This window comes from Kocuria sp. MNB10 (genome assembly GCF_054073685.1).
On the sequence record NZ_CM133411.1, the window covers coordinates 2,760,611 to 2,778,929 of the forward strand.

At 69.6% G+C, this 18,319-nt stretch carries 16 protein-coding genes and 1 tRNA gene; 10 read left to right on the forward strand and 7 right to left on the reverse strand.

What is annotated here, in order from left to right; all coding sequences use genetic code 11:
• Positions 1-36: 36 nt before the first annotated feature.
• The 4 genes from ACW9PK_RS12605 to ACW9PK_RS12620 form a co-directional block, all read right to left on the reverse strand.
• Positions 37-1,146 (reverse strand): alcohol dehydrogenase catalytic domain-containing protein, encoded by a 1,110-nt coding sequence (locus tag ACW9PK_RS12605; RefSeq protein WP_457016106.1) that lies wholly within the window; start codon positions 1,144-1,146, stop codon positions 37-39.
• Positions 1,147-1,255: 109 nt separating this feature from the next.
• Positions 1,256-2,230 carry an SURF1 family cytochrome oxidase biogenesis protein gene (locus ACW9PK_RS12610; RefSeq protein WP_457016107.1) on the reverse strand — a complete coding sequence of 325 codons (975 nt, stop codon included), beginning with the start codon at positions 2,228-2,230 and terminating at the stop codon, positions 1,256-1,258.
• On the reverse strand, positions 2,230-2,625 hold the full coding sequence (locus ACW9PK_RS12615; protein ID WP_239318668.1) for a hypothetical protein: 396 nt from the start codon (positions 2,623-2,625) through the stop codon (positions 2,230-2,232). Before ACW9PK_RS12615 ends, ACW9PK_RS12610 begins: the two co-directional genes overlap by 1 nt.
• Positions 2,626-2,681: 56 nt before the next feature.
• On the reverse strand, positions 2,682-3,020 hold the full coding sequence (locus tag ACW9PK_RS12620; protein ID WP_241180910.1) for a DUF3099 domain-containing protein: 339 nt from the start codon (positions 3,018-3,020) through the stop codon (positions 2,682-2,684).
• A 292-nt stretch (positions 3,021-3,312) separates the two neighbouring features.
• Between ACW9PK_RS12620 and fabG the strand changes: the two genes are divergently transcribed.
• The 3 genes from fabG to ACW9PK_RS12635 all read left to right on the forward strand — a co-directional run bounded on the left by fabG (position 3,313) and on the right by ACW9PK_RS12635 (position 5,063).
• Entirely contained in the window at positions 3,313-4,038 is a 726-nt protein-coding gene (gene fabG / locus ACW9PK_RS12625) for a 3-oxoacyl-ACP reductase FabG (protein ID WP_206478511.1), read from the forward strand.
• Positions 4,039-4,075: 37 nt separating this feature from the next.
• The gene (locus tag ACW9PK_RS12630; protein ID WP_457016108.1) at positions 4,076-4,831 is read left to right on the forward strand and encodes an SDR family oxidoreductase; all 756 of its coding nucleotides are present in this window, start codon (positions 4,076-4,078) and stop codon (positions 4,829-4,831) included.
• A 146-nt stretch (positions 4,832-4,977) separates the two neighbouring features.
• A tRNA-Leu gene (locus tag ACW9PK_RS12635) sits at positions 4,978-5,063 on the forward strand.
• A 224-nt stretch (positions 5,064-5,287) separates the two neighbouring features.
• Here the strand turns inward: ACW9PK_RS12635 and ACW9PK_RS12640 are convergent.
• Positions 5,288-6,043: a TVP38/TMEM64 family protein gene (locus ACW9PK_RS12640; RefSeq protein WP_457016109.1), complete on the reverse strand. Its 756-nt coding sequence runs from the start codon at positions 6,041-6,043 to the stop codon at positions 5,288-5,290.
• A 178-nt stretch (positions 6,044-6,221) separates the two neighbouring features.
• Between ACW9PK_RS12640 and ACW9PK_RS12645 the strand changes: the two genes are divergently transcribed.
• From ACW9PK_RS12645 to ACW9PK_RS12665, 5 genes are all read left to right on the forward strand, one after another.
• Positions 6,222-8,453, forward strand: coding sequence for an MMPL family transporter (locus ACW9PK_RS12645; RefSeq protein WP_457016111.1), 2,232 nt, complete (start codon positions 6,222-6,224; stop codon positions 8,451-8,453).
• Between the two features lie 109 nt (positions 8,454-8,562).
• Positions 8,563-9,492 carry a phosphoserine phosphatase SerB gene (serB, locus tag ACW9PK_RS12650; RefSeq protein ID WP_239321601.1) on the forward strand — a complete coding sequence of 310 codons (930 nt, stop codon included), beginning with the start codon at positions 8,563-8,565 and terminating at the stop codon, positions 9,490-9,492.
• A 66-nt stretch (positions 9,493-9,558) separates the two neighbouring features.
• Positions 9,559-10,341 carry an ABC transporter ATP-binding protein gene (locus tag ACW9PK_RS12655; RefSeq protein WP_368835322.1) on the forward strand — a complete coding sequence of 261 codons (783 nt, stop codon included), beginning with the start codon at positions 9,559-9,561 and terminating at the stop codon, positions 10,339-10,341.
• A 9-nt stretch (positions 10,342-10,350) separates the two neighbouring features.
• A complete protein-coding gene (locus ACW9PK_RS12660) occupies positions 10,351-11,256 on the forward strand; it encodes a sulfite exporter TauE/SafE family protein (protein ID WP_457016113.1) in 906 nt (301 codons plus the stop codon).
• Between the two features lie 95 nt (positions 11,257-11,351).
• Positions 11,352-12,182 (forward strand): TrmH family RNA methyltransferase, encoded by an 831-nt coding sequence (locus ACW9PK_RS12665; RefSeq protein ID WP_457016114.1) that lies wholly within the window; start codon positions 11,352-11,354, stop codon positions 12,180-12,182.
• A 324-nt stretch (positions 12,183-12,506) separates the two neighbouring features.
• Here ACW9PK_RS12665 and ACW9PK_RS12670 read toward each other — a convergent pair whose 3' ends face one another.
• Positions 12,507-14,444, reverse strand: a complete 1,938-nt coding sequence (locus tag ACW9PK_RS12670; protein ID WP_457016115.1) for a S8 family serine peptidase — start codon at positions 14,442-14,444, stop codon at positions 12,507-12,509.
• Between the two features lie 259 nt (positions 14,445-14,703).
• Entirely contained in the window at positions 14,704-14,964 is a 261-nt protein-coding gene (locus tag ACW9PK_RS12675; protein WP_035962003.1) for a type B 50S ribosomal protein L31, read from the reverse strand.
• A 150-nt stretch (positions 14,965-15,114) separates the two neighbouring features.
• On the opposite strand from ACW9PK_RS12675, the gene ACW9PK_RS12680 reads away from it, so the two are divergent.
• Both ACW9PK_RS12680 and ACW9PK_RS12685 read left to right on the forward strand, forming a co-directional pair.
• Positions 15,115-17,145: a hypothetical protein gene (locus tag ACW9PK_RS12680; protein WP_457016116.1), complete on the forward strand. Its 2,031-nt coding sequence runs from the start codon at positions 15,115-15,117 to the stop codon at positions 17,143-17,145.
• A complete protein-coding gene (locus tag ACW9PK_RS12685; protein ID WP_457016117.1) occupies positions 17,146-18,210 on the forward strand; it encodes a lipoyl protein ligase domain-containing protein in 1,065 nt (354 codons plus the stop codon).
• Positions 18,211-18,319 lie beyond the last annotated feature (109 nt).

Below are 18,319 nucleotides of genomic sequence, written 5' to 3' on the forward strand. Positions count from 1 at the left end.
GGACGTACGCCGCTCCCGCACCCGGCGCGGCGGGGCTCAGTTCTCGAACAGTACGACCTGGCGCACTGCCCGGCCCTCGGCGAGGGCGTCGAGACCCTCGTTGATCTGCTCGAAACCGATCCGCTGGGAGATCAGCTCCTCGATGGGTAGCTTCCCCTCCCGCCACAGTCCCAGGTACACGGGGATATCCCGCGCGGGGACCGCCGAACCCAGGTAGGAACCCACGATCGTGCGCGCCTGCGCGGTGAGCCCCAGCGGGGAGATCGTGGACCGGGCGTCCGGCGAGGGCAACCCCACCGTCACCGTGATGCCCCCGGGCGAGGTCGCCGCGACCGCCGTCTCGAACGCGCGGGGGTGGCCCGCGGCCTCGATCACCACGGCCGCCGTCACCCCCTGCTCGGCGAGCTCCTCGGGGGAGTACACCGCGCTCGCTCCGAGTTCGACGGCGCGCGCGAGCTTCTCCGGGTTCGCGTCCACCCCGATCACCGGGCCCTTCTCGAGCGAGACCGCGGTCAGCAGCGCAGCCATGCCCACGCCGCCCAGACCCACGATGAGCACCGTGTCACCGTCGTTGGGACGGCCCGCATTGATCACGGCGCCGCCGCCCGTGAGCACCGCGCAGCCCACCACGGCGGCGATCTCCGGGGGCACGTCCTTGTCCACGGGCACGACCGATTGGCGGTTGACCACCGCGTGGCTCGCGAAACCCGAAACCCCCAGGTGGTGGAACAGCTCCTCCTCACCGCGGTGCAATCGGCGCTCACCACCGGGCAACAGCCCGGCGTCGTTGCTGCGAGAACCGGGACCGCACGGCAGCTTCCCGTCCGTGGCGCATTGGTCGCACTCCTCGCAGCGGGGCAAGAACACGGTCGTGACCTGGTCACCCACGGCGATGTCCGTGACACCCTCACCCACCGCCTCCACGATCCCGGAGGCCTCGTGTCCCAGCACCATGGGCGTGGGACGCACCCGGTTGCCGTCCACCACGGACAGGTCCGAGTGACACAGTCCCGCCGCCCGGACCTGGATCAGCAGCTCTCCCGGACCGGGGTCCGCGAGCTCCACCTCCTGGAGGCGCAGCGGATGGGACTCGGCGTACGGGCGCGGCAGCCCGATCTCCTCGAGCACGGCGGCGGTGATCTTCACGGCGACTCCTTCATCACGGGTGACCCGTCCGACAAGGCAACGTCCGCTCGGGCGGACCGCCCGCCTGGACGGCTCCCTCGGGTGCCGTAAGCGGGCGCGGGTCTGCGTCTCAGTGTCGCCTGTCGGCCTCGAGGGCGTCCAGTAGGGCGTCCTCCTCGTCTTCGTTGCTCACGCCGGTGGAGGCCCGACGGCGCTTGGGTCGGTACAGCGACTTCAGATGCGCGGGCATGTCGTCGGCCATCTGCAACTGACGGATGATCAGCGACTCGTCCATCTCCCCGATGTAGTTGCCCTCGGCGTCGTAGTACTGCGCCAACCGGCGTTCCACCTCCGCGGCGTACGCGCGATCCCACTCGAGGTTCTTCACGTGCTGGCGCGCCGAGTACCCGTAGGCCACGAACACCAGCACCGCGAACGCGTACCACTGCAGCGAGTAGGACAGGTGCGGACCGTACTCGATGACCGGTCGTTCACCGGCCTGCGGGGTCACGCTCGAGGGCGGGTCCTCGGAGACCAGTTCTCCGTACCCGCCCGTGGCCAGCGCGCCACCCCAGCGTTCGGCGAACGCGGGCAGGTCGATCGAGGCGGACTGACCCTCGGGTGCCCCGCGGTCCACGGTGCCCTCGGTGGGGCGCAGCCGGGCGGTCACGGTCACGGTCCCGGACCGGGGAGGGGGCACCGCGGACGGCATCCCGTTCGCGGAGTCGTCCGTGGGGATCCAGCCGCGGTCGATCGCGATCACGGGTCCCTCCACGGTGCGGAACGGGACCAGGACGTCGTACCCCACGCGCCCGTCGTGCGGACGGTTGCGGATCAGCACGGTCTCCTCGGGCACATACGTGCCGCGCAGTTCCACGGGGTGCCAGGTCTGCGAGTCGTCGTAGTCCTGGAACAGGGGGATGCCACGGGCGGAGTCATAGGCCGGGGCGTCGTAGTTCTTGCTGATCTTGGCGTTCTCCGCGACCAGGTAGTCGTTGCGGGACATCTGCCAGTGGGCCAGGTAGAGGCACAGCACCGCAGCTACGCAGCACAGCGCGAACCAGCCGAGCCACGTGGGGGTGCCCAGGAACTTGTACTTGCGCATCAGGGTGTGCGCCCCGATTCCTCGGGTCGGACGACGCCGCCGTCCCCGACCTCGGCGCGGCCGTCACCCGCGCCGGGCTCGTGCGGGATGTCCTGGCTCGCAGCGGCGTCGGGCGTCGCGTCCTCGGGGGCCTCGAACGGTGTGATGGTCTTGAGGAAGCCACGCTGGCCCAGGAAGTCGGCCAGGTGCTCCCGGTGCTCGTCGCACGCGAGCCACGCCTTGCGGCGCTCGGGGGTGTGCACGCGGGGGTTGTTCCACAGCAGGGTCCACTGCGCGGGACGCGAACAGCCCCGGCGAGAGCACACGGCCTCGGGTGCCGCCGCGCGGGGTCGGGGTGCGGCGTCGTCGGGCGCGGGGCGTTGCGGGTCCAGAGAGCCGAGCAGATCGAATCCCACGGTGAAAAATCCTCCCAGAAATCGTGCGGTGCGGTGGGCGCGGGGGCGGACCCGCTTCAGTTGCGGCGCGTGACCGCGCGGGGCGGGGGCAGTTCGCGCTGCGGGGGCGGGGCGGTGTACTCCCCGTCCACGACCACGGTCTCCGGATCCGGTGCCCGCTCCTGCGACTCGGCGCTCGTGGGCAACTCGGTGCGGGTGGGCGGGCGGTACGCGGAACCCGAGCGTTCGGAGCGGTCCGCGCCGCGGTTGGCCATCATGACCGCGAGCCACGGCAGGATCGCAGCGCCCAGCACGAGCAGGATCCGCGCGATCAGGTTGTCGATCAGCACCACTCCGATGATGCACACCACGCGCAGCGCCATCTGGAAGGAATAGACCTTCATGCGGTGTGCCATGTCGGTGGTGTGCGGATCCGCCGCCGAGGTGATCGAATGAACCTCGGTGGAACCATGCGACTGCGGCTGGGAACGTGAGATGGGAACCGGTCCTTCGGCGAACGATCTGGGGGTGTACCCGCGGGGCAACACTGCCACGGCTGACTGTGAGCGTTCTGAGCATTGTCTCACCGTTGTGTGTGGCGCCCAAGCGGGGGATGTCCGCCGGTCAGAGGCCGGTTAGGATGCTGTGAGGTCTTGATACGAGGGTGGGCTTCCCCGCCGCGCCCGCCCCTCCACGGAAGGTTCCATCATGTCTGACCAGTCCTCCGCCGCTCGCACCGTGCTCGTCACCGGAGGCAATCGAGGTATCGGCCGCGCGATCGCGGAACGGTTCATCGCCGCCGGGGACAACGTGGTGGTCACCTCGCGCTCCGGTGGGGACGGGCCCGACGGTGCGTACACCGTGCAGGCGGACGTCACCGACACCGCCTCCGTGAACGCGGCCTTCCGGGAGATCGAGGGGAAGTTCGGTCCCGTGGAGGTACTCGTGGCGAACGCCGGGGTCACCAAGGACACCCTGTTGGTGCGCATGAAGGAAGCCGATTTCCAGGACGTGATCGACACCAACCTCACCGGCGCGTTCCGGGTGGTGCAGCGCGCGACCAAGGGGTTCATGCGACTGAAGCATGGCCGGATCATCTTCATCTCGTCCGTGGTGGGGTACACGGGCGCGCCTGGTCAGGTGAACTACGCGTCCTCCAAGGCCGGCCTGGTCGGCATGGCCCGCGCCATCACCCGCGAACTCGGTTCCCGCGGGATCACCGCCAACGTGGTGGCCCCCGGCTACATCGACACCGCCATGACCCATGAGCTCTCCGACGAGGTCAAGGACAACTACCTCTCCATGATCCCGGCCCAGCGTTTCGGGCACGTGGAAGAGGTCGCCGGAGCGGTGGAATACCTTGCCTCCGACGCCGCGGCCTACGTCTCCGGCGCTATCATCCCCGTAGACGGCGGGTTGGGCCTGGGGCACTGATACCGCCGATTCCCGCACCCCTCGAAGGAGAAACCGCATGAGTTCAGTGGCAGGCAAGACCGTGGTCATCACCGGATCCTCGCGAGGCGTGGGCGCGGACACCGCCAAGATCCTCGCCGGTGAGGGCGCCAACGTGGTGGTCAACTACCGTCAGAAGGCCCCCCGGGCCAACAAGGTGGTCAAGGAGATCAGGGAGGCCGGCGGCCACGCGATCGCCGTGCAGGCGGACATCACGGACGCCGAGTCTCGCGCGGGTCTGTTCCGTGCCGCCGTGGACGAGTTCGGTGGCGTGGACGTGCTGATCCTCAACGCCTCCGGGGGCATGGAGACCGAGATGGGTGAGGACTACGCCCTGCGGTTGAACCGTGACGCCCAGAACGACACCCTGACCGAGGCCCTGCGGACGCTTCCCCAGGGTGGCCGCGTGGTGTTCGTCACGAGCCACCAGGCACACTTCATCAACGACGTGGAGACGATGCCCGAGTACGAGGCCGTGGCCAAGTCCAAGCGCGCCGGGGAAGACACCCTGACGGCTCGCGTGCCCGAGCTGCAGGACAAGGGCATCGGCTTCGTGGTGGTCTCCGCGGACATGATCGAGGGCACCGTCACGGCCACGCTGCTCAACCGGGCCCGCCCGGGAGCACTCGATGAGCGCCGCGAGGCCGCCGGGAAGCTCTACACCGTTAATGAGTTCGCCCAGGAGATCGCCGCGATGGTCACTGCGGACGTCCCCACCGGTCACGTGGAACTCGTGGGTGGCGCGGAGGACTTCCTGGCGCAGGCAGGTCGGTAGCACCTGCACCGGGCCGTGCTCCCGCGGAGTGCGCGGTCCGGCCCCGGTCGAGTTCGAACGGACCGCGCAACTGTGGTAGGTTTCTTGTCGTTGCCACGGGCCGAGAAGGTTTCCGGGAGATCGGAAACGCCGCGGTTCGGACACCTGCGCGGGTGGCGGAATAGGCAGACGCGCTAGCTTGAGGTGCTAGTCCTCGTATTAGAGGGTGGGGGTTCAAGTCCCCCCTCGCGCACACGATTCGGGAAGCCCCCAATCCGGAGACATGAGTTCCGGGTCGGGGGTTTTTCGCATGCCCGCCCGAACGCCCGGGGCGGGATGCGTCTCGGGGGCGGGGTGCGCTAAGTACATCTGAGGCCCGAAACCGCACCAGATCAGCCGTGGAACCTGCCGTATCGAGGCGCAGATGTATGTGGGCCGGGGCGGACCCGGTCAGGCGTCGGCGGTGCCCTCCGCCGGCTAGTGCCCTCTGCGGTTCTGCGCGGCCACCGAGCGCCAGCGGCGAAACGCGATGATCGTTGCCACGACACTCACCAGGCACGCCACACCGAACACGATCAGGTGTGCCCACGTGGGATCCGTGGCCAGCGCCCCCAGCCCCACGAGGGCCACCTGTCCGGGGATCACGGTCAGGGCACTCGCGGAGAGGAACACGCTCTGGGGGATTCCCAACGCGCCGCATCCGTAATTGACCGGCCAATAGGGGATCCCGGGGGCCAATCGCAGCGTGGCCACAGCCTCGAAGCCCGCCCCGGTGAGGTAGTTCTCCACGGTGTCCGCGTGCTTGCCCATGATCTTGCGGGTCGTCTGCTTCCCGAGTCCCCGCGCGAGCCAATAGCCACCCCAGCCGCCGATCAGCGCGGCCACGACGGAGAACACGCTGCCCAGGGTCGCACCGAAGAGCACGCCGGCCGTGACCGCCATGATCGTCACGGGGATCGGGGTCATCGCCACGATCGCGTAGATGAGGATGAACACGAGCCAGCCGGCCCAGCCGTAGCCGTCAATCGTGGCCTCGAGTTCGGCCTGGCTCGGCAGGTGCACGGTGAACGCGAGCCACACCATGAGCACGAGCACCAGGATCAGTGCGGCGTTACGGGCCCACGTGACCCAGCTGCTCATCGAGTCGCCGTCGTCCGGGCCGGAGGATGCGCTCGACGCCTCCCCGGTCGAGGAGTCATCCGGGGAGGGTTCGGGCTGGAAACGGGTGGCCACGGGCACCCACTGTACGACCAGCATCCACGGGCGGGCGTTTGTGGCCCCCGATGACCGCGAAGGTGACGGGTGTAACCCCTACGATGGGAGCAGCTGCCCGCAGCGCAGCGTCGTCGGAGTCGGCCCCGCGGGGGCACGACCGGTGACCACCCCCGCGCCGAGACCCCACAGGTGAGACATGCCCAGTAGCCCCACCCGCCCCGTCCCCGAGCACGCGGAGGACACCAAGAGCGCCGGACCGGACGCGGGCGGAAAGCGGCCGGGGTGGGTGCGCAGGCTGATCCCCGTGGTGCTCGTGCTTGCGTGGCTGGGGGTCATGGGCGTGGGCGGACCCACGTTCGGCAAGCTCTCGGACGTGGTGTCCAACTCGCAGACGGACTTCCTGCCCGTGGACTCGCAGGCCACACAGGTCCAGGACCGGCTCGGGGAGTTCCAGGATTCGGACGGTGTGCCGGCCATCGTGGTCATGGAGTCCGAGAACGAGATCACGCCGCGGCAACTACGCGCGATCGGGACGAACGTGCAGGCCCTGGGTGAGATCCAGGACGTCCTGGAGGTCTCCCCGCCCATCCCGAGCGAGGACGGCAAGGCCGTGGAGATCATCGCCCTGGTGAGCTCGGAGGCGGACACCGGCACCGTGGTCGAACACCTGCGCGAGCGACTGGCCGAGGACACCCCCGAGGGACTGTCGGTGGCCGTGACCGGTCCGGCGGGACTCGTGGCGGACCTCTCGGCGGCGTTCGCGGGTATCGACGGGCTGCTGCTGATCGTGGCCCTCGTGGCGGTGCTCGTGATCCTGGTGATCGTCTACCGCTCGCCGCTGTTGCCGTTCCTAGTATTGCTCACGAGCGTGGGCGCGCTGTGCGGGGCGATCATCACCGTCTACTTCCTGGCCCAGCAGGGCTGGATCGATCTCAGCGGGCAGACGCAGGGGATCATGTCGATCGTGGTGATCGGTGCGGCCACCGACTACGGGCTGCTCTACACCGCGCGGTTCCGCGAGGCCCTGCACCACACGCCGTCGCGCTGGACCGCGACCCGTATGGCCTGGAAGGGCACCGTGCCCGCCGTGCTGGCGTCCGGGACCACGGTCATCGCGGGTCTGTTGTGCCTGCTGTTCTCCGCCCTGACCTCCAACCGCGGCGTGGGTCCGGCCACCGCCATGGGCGTGGTCTTCGCGATCCTCGCCGGTCTCACGCTGCTGCCAGCGCTGCTCGCCCTGTTCGGTCGGGTGGCCCTGTGGCCCCAGATGCCGCGCGTGGACGAGAACCCCGAGACCCACGAGCAGGCCATGAACCCCTACGACCACAAGGGGCTGTGGCCCTCCGTGGCGCGCCTCGTGGACCGGAGGTCGCGCGCGGTGTGGCTCGTGTGCGCCGTCGTGCTGGGCGCCGCCGCCGTGGGCGCGAGCCAGCTCGACGCGGACGGCGTCCCGCAGTCCGAATTCGTGCTGGGGGAGTCCGAGGCCCGCGACGGTCTGGCGGTCATCGAGCGTCACTTCCCGGGCGGCGCGGGGGATCCCGTGTACGTCCTGGCCCCGCAGGAGGACGCCCAGGCGGTTGCCGAGCGGTTGTCCCAGGACGACGACGTCGCGTCCGTCGCGTTCACCGCCCAGGACTCCCCGAACGGGACCCTGCCGTATCCCACGCCGCAGGGCGGACCCCTGGCGAACGCGGAACCCACCGTGAGCAACGGGGACGTGCTGATCCAGGCGACCCTCACCTACGCGTCCGACTCCGAGGAGGCCCAGGCCACGGTCACCCGCTTACGCGATGATCTCGCCGGGATCACCCCCGACGCGAAGATCGGCGGGACCACCGCCGTGCAGGTGGACACGATCGCCGCGTCCGAACGTGACCGCGCGCTGATCATCCCCATCATCCTGGCGGTGATCCTGCTCATCCTCATGGTGTTGCTGCGCAGCATCCTGATGCCCGTGCTGTTGATCGCCACCACCGTGCTGTCCTTCTTCTCCGCGCTCGGCGTGGCCACCCTGGTCTTCCACCTCATGGACATCAACCAGGCAGACCCCACCGTGCCACTGTTCAGCTTCGTGTTCCTCGTGGCGCTGGGGATCGACTACAACATCTTCCTCATGAGCCGCGTGCGCGAGGAAGTCGTCACCGCGGGCCACCGCAAGGGCGTGCTGGCCGGACTCATCACCACCGGCGGGGTCATCACCTCCGCGGGCATCGTGCTGGCCGCGACGTTCGCCGCGCTGGCCGTGCTGCCCATCCTGTTCCTGGTGCAGCTGGCCATCATCGTGACGATCGGGGTGCTCATGGACACGATCATCGTGCGCTCGCTGCTGGTGCCCGCCCTGGCCCTGGACCTCGGCCCCCGCTCGTGGTGGCCCTCGCGCGTGGGCACCCCCGGGAAGCACCGCGCCCTGCCGACGACGCCGCGCTGAGCCTTCCTAACGCCGCAAGGCTACGTGCCCTCGGCCCGGGAACGGGCCGAGCGGCGTCGTGCCGGTGCCTTCTTTGTGCGCGCTTCCGCGGGGCCGATAAACTGCGACCATGTCCCTGAACTGTGCTGTCGTCGCCCTGGCCGTGTCCCCGGAGGACGGTGCCACCGAAGCCGTCCTCGACGCCGTGGAACGTGCCGGTGCCGTGGTCGAGACGCACAACTGGGTGCGGGTCACGGGGACCGCGTCGGACGGGCAGGCTGCGGACGTGGAGGGCTACAACGCCCTGACCGTGCGCGTGCAGACCGAGGACCCGCAACAGTTGCGCCGCGCCTTGCAACCGGACCCGCAGCGGCAGTTGCTGCCGGGGATCGACCTCAACGTGGTGCCGCACACCTGGTTCGACCAGTCCCGCAAGAAGCTCGTGGTGCTGGACGTGGATTCCACGCTCATCCGCCAGGAGGTCATCGAACTGCTCGCCGCCCACGTGGGCCGCGAGGCGGAGGTCGCCGCGGTCACGGAACGCGCGATGCGCGGTGAGATCGACTTCGCGGCGTCCCTGCGCGAGCGCGTGGCCGTCCTGGAGGGACTGCCCGCCTCGGCGATCGACGACGTCGCTGCCGCCGTACGGCTCTCGCCCGGAGCCAAGGTGCTCGTGCAGACCCTGCTGCGCGAGGGACACGCGGTGGCCGCGGTCTCGGGCGGCTTCAGCCAGGTGCTGGACCCGCTCGCGGCGCACCTGGAACTCACCCGCGCGGCCGCCAACGAGCTCGAGATCCAGGACGGCGTGCTCACGGGACGCGTGGCTGGGCGCATCGTGGACCGCGCCATGAAGGCGGAGGTCATGGGGCAATGGGCCCAGGAATTGGGCGTGGCACCGGAGGACGTCATGGCCGTGGGGGACGGCGCCAACGACATCGACATGGCCCGCGCAGCCGGGCTGTCCGTGGCGTACCGGGCCAAGCCCGCGCTGCGGGAGGTCGCGGACACCCAGGTGAGCATCCCCAACCTGGACGCCCTGCGCTTCTTCCTGGATCTGTGACCGGGCCGGGTTGCCACGGAGCGCCGGACCGCGAACCGGCGCGCGCGGGGCACTAGAGTTGCCGTCATGAGTTCAGTGCTTGATCTGGTGGACGTCACGGTGGTCCGCGGCGAGAAGACCCTGTTGGACGGCGTGAACTGGACCGTGCGGGACGGGGAACGGTGGGTCATCCTGGGCCCCAACGGCGCGGGTAAGTCCACGCTGTTGTCGATCGCCGCCGCCCGGTTGCACCCCACGCGCGGCATGGTGGACATCCTCGACGAGATCCTCGGCGCGGTGGACGTCTTCGAGCTGCGCCCGCGGATCGGTGTGAGCTCCGCACCCCTGGCCGGTCAGATCCCGCATGCGGAGACCGTGGCCAATGTGGTGCTCACCGCGGCCTACGGCGTCACGGGGCGCTGGCGTGAGGAGTACGACGACGCCGACATCCAGCGCAGTGAGGAACTGCTCGAGGCCTGGGGCTTGGGGGCCCTGCGCGAGCGCACGTACGGCACCTTGTCCGAGGGCGAGCGCAAGCGTGTTCTGATCGCCCGCGCCCTGATGACCGACCCCGAACTGTTGTTGCTCGACGAACCCGCCGCCGGTCTGGATGTGGGCGGGCGCGAGAAGCTCGTGCAGCGCCTCGATGAACTCGCCCGGGACGAGGCCGCCCCGGCCACGGTCATGGTGACCCACCACCTCGAGGAGGTCCCGGACGGGTTCACCCACGCGCTGTTGCTGCGTGAGGGTGCCATCGTGGCAGCCGGTCCGGTGGCGCAGGTGATGACGCAGAAGAATCTCTCCCACACCTTCGACATGCCCCTCAAGCTGGTGCGCGTGTCCGATCGTTACGCGGCGTTCGCCCGCTGATCCGCCTCCATGCTGACACTGTCCTCCGCCATGGTCCCCACGGAGTTCTTCGGTTCCGGCGGGACCGTGGGCTTCGAGTGGTGGCAGGTGCTGCTGATCCTCGTGGCCGGGTTATGGGCCGGGACGATCAACACCATCGTGGGGTCCGGCACGCTCGTGACGTTCCCGGTGCTCGTGACCATGGGGGTTCCCCCGGTCACGGCGTCCATGTCCAACGCCATGGGGCTGATCGCCGGTAACCTCACCGGCGCGTGGAGCTACCGCAGTGAACTGCGTGGGCTGACCCGCACGCTGGTGAAACTGCTGCCGTGCTCGATCCTGGGCGGTGTGATCGGCGCTTCCCTGCTGCTGCACCTGCCCGAGGAAGTCTTCGGTGTGGCCGCGCCCGTGCTGATCGTGGTCGCGCTGCTGTTCGTGGTGTTCCAACCCACGCTCCAGGCCAGGGTCCGCGAGCGCAAGGAACGTCAGGCCCGGGACGCCGCGGCCGGCGGCCTGGATGCCCCGCAGGCGGGGGAGACGGCCACGGACACCGAGGCCGTGGACCGGTCCAAGCAACCCTTGATGTTGTACGTGCTCGTGTTCTTCGCGGGCATCTACGGCGGGTACTTCGTGGCCGCGCAGGGCGTGTTGCTCGTGGGCATCCTGGGTGTGTTCCTGTTGGCCCCGCTGCAATCGGCGAACGCGGTCAAGAACGCCCTGGTCGCGGCGGTGAATATCGTGGCGGCGGTGTCCTACGTGCTGCTCGCATTCGACCGGATCAACTGGTGGGTCGTGGTGTTCATCGCCCTGAGCTCCACTCTGGGGTCGTGGCTGGGCGCCAAGATCGTTAAGCGGCTGTCCCCGGTGGCGCTGCGCGCCGTGATCGTGGTCCTGGGGCTCGTGGCCCTGGCCAACATGGTCTCGCAGCTGTTCTGACCGTTACCCGTTTTATCGTGCCGTCGTTCCGCGGGCCCCGTTCCGCCGCACCCCTTTTCCTCCAGAACCTTGTTCCTCCGATCCCCAGGATGTCCGTGAGCACTTCCGCGCCCCTGTCCGAACGCATCGTCCCGCTGACCGACCCCGCGGACCCGCGCGTCGCCGACTACACGAGCCTCACGGACGTGGCCCTGCGGCGTCGGCTGGAACCCGAGCGCGGGCTCTACCTCGCGGAGTCCTCCAAGGTGCTGCGCCGAGCGCTCGACGCCGGCCACCGACCGCGCTCGTTCTTCATGGCCGAGAAGTGGCTCGAGGGGCTGCGCGACGTGCTCGAACGCTACGACGTGCCCGTGTACGTGGGCTCCGACGAGGTGCTCGAGCGCATCACCGGGTTCCACCTGCATCGCGGCGCGATCGCGGCCATGCAGCGCCCCGAGCCCCTCGAGCTCACCGAGGTCCTCGCACGGTCACGGCGCGTGGCGATCCTCGAGGACATCGTGGACCATACCAATGTGGGCGCAATCTTCCGTTCCGCCGCGGCCCTGGACGTCGACGCCGTTCTGGTCACCCCGCGCTGTGCGGACCCTTTGTACCGCCGCGCGGTGCGCGTGTCCATGGGAACCGTGTTCCAGGTCCCGTGGGTGCGCCTGGAGCACTGGACCGCGGATCTGCAGAAAGTGAAAGACGCGGGGTTCCTCACGGCGGCCCTCGCCCTGTCCGACGACGCCGTCACGGTGGACGAGCTCGCGGCCGAGCACCCGGAGAAGTTGGCGTTGATCCTCGGGACCGAGGGCCAGGGGCTGAGCGCGGCCACGCTGCATCACGCCGAGCGGCACGTGATCATCCCCATGAGCCACGGCGTGGACTCGCTCAACGTGGCCGCGGCGAGCGCGGTGGCGTTCTGGGAGACCCGCCCGCGAGGGTGACCGCCGCGATTTCGTCCGGGTGCCATCCTGGCCCATCTTGCTGCCCCGCACCGCATGCCCACCCATGAACTTTCAGGCACCCTAAGGCCACCCACGAGTCTCTGGGCACCCCGAGGCCATTCGCGGGGGTCTTTCGTGGCCTCGGAGTGCATCAGAGTTGCTGGACGGCGCGGCGGTAGCTGGGAGCCGCGCGAGGCGCAGAGGTGGCAGTACGCCGTCGGCGGATACGGGCCGGGAATGACCGCAGGGCGGTTCCCCGGGAAGGGAACCGCCCTGCGGCGTTGTCGATGTCCCTCACGAGGGAGGGGGCGACCGGGGGAGGGGTCAGCGGGTGGTCCACACGCCGCGCTGGGGGGTCCAGTGGGCGGTCACGCCGTTGGAGAAGCGCTGGAGCACCTCGCCGCCGCTGCGGTACTCATCTGTGACGGGCCAACCCCATCCGCGTTCGAAGCCCGCGCGCTTCCACGCGCCACCGATCCCGCCGGTCTCCTTCACGGCATGAGGGCCCGTGGCGGGGGTCCACAGCACCTTGGTGAGCGAGGACCCGTTGCGGAAGAGCTGGTAGGCGCCGCCGGGGACCCGGCGCTCGTCCGAGCTGGGGTACCCGTAACCGCGCTCGCGGCCGGCGGCGATGAACCTGGAACCGATGGCCGTGGGGTTCTCCACCACGTAAGCGCCCGTGGAGCGGCTCCAGTAAATGGTGGTCTTGTGTCCGTTCTTCACGAACTCCTGGTAGCGACCACCGTTGGCGGCGTTGGCCTCGTTCATCACGGGGTTGCCCCACTTGGCGGCGCCACCGGTGGCACGCCACTTGGAACCGATCCCACCCGCGGCGGTGTAGGACGCCTGAACGGTGGTGCGGGGCATGACGGCGCGCACGGCGGCGGTGGGGTCCAGGTTGAGCGAACCCAGCGGGCCGCTCGCGGTGGAGGTCAGCAGCTGCTCGATCCGCGCAGGGGTGAGCCCGGGGTCCCGCTGCTTCATGAGCGCCACGGTGCCGGAGACCAGCGGGGTGGCCATCGAGGTCCCGTAGAGGTTGCCGTAAGTAGGAGCACCCGGGACCGTGGTGCCGGAGTTGAACGTGGAGAGCATGGGGTTGGCGGCGGTCCCGCCCGGGGCCAGGATGTCCACGACCGCGCCGGTGTTGGAGTAGCCGGCGGTGTAGCCCGTGGTGTCCGAGGCGCCCACCACGATGGTGTTCGCGCAGTTGGCGGGCGCCGTGCCACCGGCGTTGACCGAGCTGTTGCCTGCGGCCACGACCACGGGGACCTTACGGCTGACCGCGGTGTTGATCGCGTTCTGCATCGTGGTGCCGCACTGGCCCGGGTAGTTCAGGGACAGGTTGATCACGGACGCGGGATTGCGGTTGGCCGGCTGTCCGGCCACGGGAGCACCCGCGGACCACGAGATGCCGTCCGCGATGTCCGAGACCCACCCGTTGGTGCACTTGCCGAGCACGCGCACGGGGAGGATCTTGGCGCCGGGTGCCGCGCCGCTGATCCCCGCCCCGTTGTGGGTCACACCGGCGGCGAGACCGGCCACGTGGGTCCCGTGCCACGAGGAGTTGCGGGCTCCAGCGGAGCACTCGCCGGGAGCACTCCAGTCGCCCTCGTCGCGGGGGTTGGCGTCACGCAGGTCGTAGTCTCGGGAGAGGTTCGTGTCGTTGATGAAGTCCCGTCCGGGCACCACCTTGGAGTCCAGGTCCCCGTGCGGGGTGATCCCGGTGTCCAGCACGGCGATGGTCTGTCCGTTGCCGCGGGACATGTCCCACGCGGCGGGGAAGTTCACGCCGCCCTGCTGGGGGAGCAGGCTCCACTGGAACTGGGTATAGGTGTCGTTGGGCACCCAGGACACGGAGGCGAGCCGGTCCGCTTCCGCGTATTCGACGGCGGGGTTGGCCTCGATCTCGCGCACGAGGTCCTTCTGCTCGGACTCGTCCAACTCGCGGTCCAGTTTGATGACGTCCGCTCGCGTGGTGGTCTGCTTGACGTGTTCCTCGACCTCGGGGGTCTTGGTGTCACCCAGCGCCTGGTGGGCGGCGGTGTCCACGACCTTCTCCTTGGCGGCTTCCGGGGCCGCGGTGTCCCGGAACTTCACGATCACGCGATCGGATTCGGTGGGCGGATCGGAGGGCACCGTGGCGGCGGGGGCGTCCGGGCCGGCGGCCGGGTTGGTGGGCGCGGCCACGGCGGGTTGTGCGGTCAGTGCCAATGCGGCGGTGACCGCGAGAGGCAGGACCGCGCGGCGAACCAAGGCGCCCATGGAACCAGTCGACGGGGGAGTTGTGGCAGGGGGCAGGGGGGAGTGCAGGTGTGCAGAACTCATAGGTGGGGGAGACCTTTCGGTGGTCCCGGCACGAAAGAGGGGGGAGCACCGGAACCTGGGGGGATAGAGCCTCGACCATCCTAGGGGAGAGATCACATTTTGATGACGATTACATGTTTCATGTCGTCACGTGCCCGCACACGACGACGCCCGGCCCACCGAAAGGTGGACCGGGCGTCGGGGGAGAAGTTCGGACTTACTTGCCGGACTTCCCGAAGTTCGCGAACCGCTGGTTGAAGCGCTCCACACGGCCGGCGGAGTCCATGATGCGCTGCTTGCCGGTGTAGAACGGGTGCGACTCGGAGGAGATCTCGACCTCAATGATGGGGTACTCGTTGCCGTCCTCCCACGTCTCCGTCTTAGAGGAGGTGGCGGTGGAACGGGTCAGCACGACCTTGCCGGACGCGAGATCGCGGAACAGGACCGGGTGGTAATCCGGGTGAATGTCAGCCTTCATGGTGTCAACCTTCTGTAGGTGTCTGGATTTTGCCAGGCACGGCGTTGCTCGGATGCGGCGCACCCGAACGTGGGCACACCAACGCACTATGATACGCCCGCGGCGACGCACAGTCGATCCGGGCCGCGCGCATCCCGGTACGCTGGGCCCGTGAGGACCTCCCCCCGCCCTCCCGTCACCCCGGGGCGCACCGCACCGTCACCCAATCCGTCCCGTTCGTCGCAGGCCCCCGCGTGCTCCGGGCCGAGCGCATCGTCCCTCCCACACCGCAGGCTCCCGGTACGACGCCGCGCGCTCGCCATCCTGAGCACCGTCCTGTTGTGCGCGACCGCCTGCGCGGGACCGCAGCCCGACCCGTCCGCGTCGTCGGCGCCCGAGCCCACCGGACCCGTTCCCGGGGTGGCCCGTAATGCGCCGTTGCATGCCGTGGACCCGGGTCTCGTGGCGGCCGTCCGGGACCTCCCCGAGACCTATCCGGGGAGTGCACCCCGCAAGAACGATCCCACCGTGCGGGTGACCCTGAGCCGGACGAGTCCCGGGGACGAGGACTACCGGCACGGTTCCGTGGGGCTGTCCTTGGAGTCCACGGATCTGGCGGACCCTCGGCTGGAGGAGGACAATCACGACCTCGTCTCGATCCTGCAGTCCCTCCATGAACCGACCCTGCGCTTCGGGGGCAACTCCACGGACCGGCGCTTCTTCTTCACCTCGACCGACGAACCGATCCCCACCGACTGGCCCCTTGCCAAGGGGGAGAAGATCACGAAGGTCACCCCGACGGACCTGGAACGCGTCGCGGTCCTCGCCCGCCGTACGGGGACGTCCGTGATCCTGAGTGCCAACCTGGCCCGCTACGACCCGGACCGGGCGGCAGATCTGGCGGCGCACGCGCGTGCGGCGTTCGGGGACCGGTTCGTGGGGCTGATGATCGGTAACGAGCCCAACGGGTTTCACCGGGGCTCGGACGATCCCCTCAACGTCAAGGGACCGGAGTGGAACCGGACGGTCTACGCTCGTCAACTCACCGCCTACGCCCGCGCGGTGCACCGGAAGGTTCCGCACCTGCGCATCGTGGCACCGGGGGCCTATTCCGATCCGTGGTGGGAAGTCGCCGCCGAGGCCCCGGGCACGGCTCCCTTCGCGCTCGCACTGCACCAATACCCACTCTCCGAGTGTGGGACGCGGTGGACCCGGCAGAAGCCCACGGTGACCAACGCGGTGGCCCCGCAGACCCGCGAGCGCGTGGACGCCCTGGTCTCCCGCGCCCGCTCCGTGGCGGACGAGCACCGCGTACCGCTGTGGATCACCGAGACCTCGCTGTCCTCGTGCCCCGGCGGGAACCAGATCACGGAGACCCTGGCCGCCGCCGTCTACCAGGCCGACTACTCCGTCCGGGTCCAGGCGCTCGCCGCGGAACGGGTCACCGCGCACTCGTCCCTGGGCCCGTGCCACGGTGGCCCGCCCATGTCCCCGCTGTGCTCGGACGGCACCGTGGGCTCGCCCGGCGAACGCTTCGGGCTGCGCGCCAACGGCCTCGCGCTCGCGTTGATCGCGAGCATTCCGCAGGGCACCATGACTCCGGCGCGCACCGGGTCCGAGGACCTCACGGCGTTCGCGGTGACCCACGCGGACGGGAGCACCTCGCTCGTGCTCTCCGACTTCCGGAACCCGGCCACCGCGGGCCCCCGCACCACCACGGTCACCACGCCCGGGCCGGTGCAGCGCGTCACGCAGTCCCAGTTGCGCGGCGGCTCGTGGCGCGCCACCGCTCCGATGAGCGACGCCGCGGACGCCCCGGGCTCACCCGACGGCGCTACAGCCGGGGAGCAGGCGACGGACGACGCCGCACCGGGGGCGACGTCGTCGTACCCCGCGGACCCGCGCGTGCACCTGAGCGTGGAGAACGCACTACGCCCCTCGGCCGACGGCGCGGTGAGCGTGGACGGCTACGGCCTGCCCATCACCCCGCCCGCCGACCGACCCGAGGTCGCGGGAGTACTGCCGGGAGCGACGTCGTTCGCGGTCTCGATGCCCGCCGGCACCACCACGGTGCTTACCATCGAGACGGAACACGCCACGGCCCGGCCGAGCGCCACCGCGTCGCCCTCCGGGGACGGGACCCCCGCCCCGCAGGTCACACCGGGGGTGCCCCGGGCCACCACACGCAGCGGAGGTCAGTGAATGAACACGACGAGCGCACACGGGGAGTACAAGGTCCCCGGCGGGAAACTGGTGGTCGCGGACTTCGACGTCACGGACGGACACCTGGAGAACGTGTCCATCAACGGGGACTTCTTCCTGGAACCGGACGAGGCGCTCGCGGACATCAATGCGGCCCTGACCGGTCTGGCCGAGGACACGTCGCCGCAGGACATGGTCGAGCGGATCGAGGCGGCCGTGCCTCGCGACGCCGTGCTGTTCGGCTTCGACGCGCGCGCCGTGGTGATCGCGGTGCGCCGCGCGCTGGACCGGGCCACGAGCTGGTCCGATCACGCGTGGGAGGTGATCCCCGCGCAGGTGCGCCCCACCCTCGAGAACCTCGCACTGGACGAGGTTCTCGCCAAGGAGGTGGGCGCGGGACACCGCCATCCCACGCTGCGGATCTGGGACTGGGACGAACCCGCCGTGGTCATCGGATCGTTCCAGTCCGTGCGCAACGAGGTGGACCCGGAGGGGGCCGCGCGTCACGGGATACAGGTGGTACGCCGGGTCTCCGGGGGTGGGGCCATGTTCATGGAGGCCGGTAACTGCATCACGTACTCGCTGTACGTGCCGCAGACCCTGGTGGACGGGATGAGTTTCGCGGATTCCTACCCGTTCCTGGACGCGTGGGTCATGCAGGCCTTCGCGGACCTGGGGGTCGAGGCGTTCTATGTACCACTCAACGACATCGCCACGCCCCAGGGCAAGATCGGGGGAGCGGCGCAGAAGCGCTTCGCCAACGGCGGGATGGTGCATCACGTGACCATGAGTTACGACATCGACGCCGAGAAGATGACGGACGTGTTGCGCATCGGCAAGGAGAAGCTCTCGGACAAGGGCACCCGCTCCGCGAAGAAGCGCGTGGACCCGTTGCGACGCCAGACGGGGTTGGCCCGCCGGGACGTGATCTCGGCGCTGACCCGCACGTTCACGCAACGCTACTCGGCCGGTGTTGGTAAGGTCTCAGACAGCGAACTCGCCGCCGCCCGGGAGCTGGTGGAGCACAAATTCGGGACCGAGGGATGGATTCACCGCGTGCCGTAGGTACTATGTGCGATAGCAATCAACGGCTCCGCTGACCGACGGCCCGCCCCCCGGGACGTGATCCCCAGCGTCGCCGTGGCGGCAGCGTTGTCCGGTGAGTGTCGCTCGA